This window comes from Nostoc sp. CALU 546 (assembly GCF_048836525.1).
Window position 1 is genome coordinate 1 of the sequence record NZ_JAWJTF010000349.1, and the last position, 1987, is coordinate 1987.

Consider the following 1987-nt stretch of genomic DNA (forward strand, 5'->3'; position numbering starts at 1 on the left):
CACCTACTCGCCTCCAACGAGTCAAGCTATTATGTTTTGTAAAGCCTACAGCATTAGGAAACCTCCCACTATGTCCAATCAGACAAACTTGACTGATGCTCGTAACAACCTAGCCGAACTCTGCGATCAAGTAATTGCAGATAGAGAAGTGGTAATTATTACCCGACAAGAAGGCGAAAGCGTCGCCCTAATTGCTGTTGATGAACTAGATAGTTTATTAGAAACATCTTATTTACTTCGTTCACCTAAAAATGCAGTTCGTCTGTTAACTGCTTTGGAAAGAGCAACTTGAACCATTGAAATACTTAGATTCAGATGCTTGGTCGCGGCGACTCACTCAAGAACACCGGATTGTTTATCTAGTAAGTGATGACCGAATTGATTTTCTTCAAGCTCGATATCATTACTGAAAATGCTAATTATATTTGGTAACAAGACTGAAAAGTTTCTTGCTTTTCAGTCCGTGAGAATTTCTTGCACAGTTGGGTAATTGAAGCTTAATTTAGTTTTTCTTTTTGAACTCGTTCCCATTCCTCTTGAATACTTTCTAATGCCTTCACGGTGCGATTTAAACGGGCTTTCTTTAACTCAGGAGGCTCTTTTTGGAATAAACTCGGAGAATTTATTACTTTATGTAGTTCAGATTGGGTGGAATGCAAGCGATCGCTCAAACAGCGTTCAAATATTTCACCATTACCACTGCTCACATTTTCTATTAATTGGCAATATATATACTCTTTAGAACTGATTTGACCATTGAGGACGGTATTAACAATTTCCTCGATCAACTTGTGGTAGCAGTCAGATAAGGAATCAGATAGTGCGTCTGGCGTAGGTTCTGCTGCTAGATTATTTATTTCAGAAGTAGAGGGATCGGATATTTCTTCTTTAGTTGGCGTTACGAAAGTTTCCTCAGAACTAGGAGATTCTTCTTTAGTTGGTGTTGGTAAAGTTTTCCGAGAATTTGTAGGTGAAGAATTCGCTTTAGAATTAGATAAGTAATAATCTGCTAAAGAACCGCAGAGAAACTCTTCACGAAAGCGGTTTATTTTGGCACGTGACTGGATTTTGCGGTAACGACGTTTCTGATACCATAAACCAGAAATGAGTAAGCCTGCGATCGCTCCGATGCCAACTCCTGTCAGAGCAACCTTGGCATCTTCTAAAGCTTGATTTTGTTGCCCAGATTCAACAGTCGGCTTGGAAGATGCACTTTCTGCAATAGCATAGTCGCTCCCTGAACTTAGCTGCACGCTAGTAGCGATCGCGGCAACAGACAGTATAAATCTAAATATTAACTTTGATTTCCACATAATTTGAATAGGTTAAAAATATGTTAACGATTTCGGAGTTGCTTCTAATTTAATCGAGACATCAGATAAAGCAGAGTTTTTCGGAGACTAAGCATCTCCCCAAGGAGTGAATAGTTAAGCATCAAACTAACTAGATCCCTCTTTGACGAAGGAAGTTCTACTCCACCATATAAAAAATAAACTTTGTCAACAGTAGTTGACGGAAGATGTTCTTATTTTTTAACATTATTTCTGCGTCTAGGAATCTTGGCAAAGCCATATATTAGTACCATTTTTCAAAGTATCTGTATCAGGCATTTCGTAAAATGGTTATGATTTATAGCGATCGCTCCGTTGGGATCGCATCTTGCTGGGCATAGAGCATAAAGTCTATGATGACATTAAATTACTCGTACTAAAGCAAAAATTGGGATAGATAGCATCAGTGCGTCACCGATAGCGATTCATCGAGCGTCACAACCCGTCATAGATATCGCCTCTTGGGTTTGGAATGTAGAGCTAATAAAATTTCAACTTTAAGAGACTTGCACAGTTTTTCTAGCTACCTTACCAAAGAATTAGGTCTAAAGCCCCGTGCTTCACGCAATGCTTTCAAGTAATGAGTAAGGAGTACTAAGTGGCTGAAAAATGGGTATTTACTCATTACTAATTACTTGTTACTCATTACTCCTTCC

The 1987-nt window shown here is 38.8% G+C and carries 3 protein-coding genes; 2 read left to right on the forward strand and 1 reads right to left on the reverse strand.

The window, feature by feature from the left end:
• On the forward strand, window positions 1-292 hold a 292-nt coding region (locus tag RRG12_RS43565; protein WP_420763317.1), incomplete at its 5' end, for a type II toxin-antitoxin system Phd/YefM family antitoxin.
• A gap of 4 nt (window positions 293-296) precedes the next feature.
• Window positions 297-410 (forward strand): type II toxin-antitoxin system YoeB family toxin, encoded by a 114-nt coding sequence (locus RRG12_RS43570; RefSeq protein WP_335143365.1) that lies wholly within the window; start codon window positions 297-299, stop codon window positions 408-410.
• 87 nt (window positions 411-497) lie between these two features.
• Here the strand turns inward: RRG12_RS43570 and RRG12_RS43575 are convergent, their stop codons facing one another.
• A complete protein-coding gene (locus RRG12_RS43575) occupies window positions 498-1313 on the reverse strand; it encodes a hypothetical protein (protein WP_420759942.1) in 816 nt (271 codons plus the stop codon).
• Window positions 1314-1987 lie beyond the last annotated feature (674 nt).

Excerpts from the sequence above, each read along its gene's own strand:
- RRG12_RS43575 (WP_420759942.1), bottom strand. The coding sequence starts at position 1,313 with ATGTGGAAATCAAAGTTAATATTTAGATTTATACTGTCTGTTGCCGCG.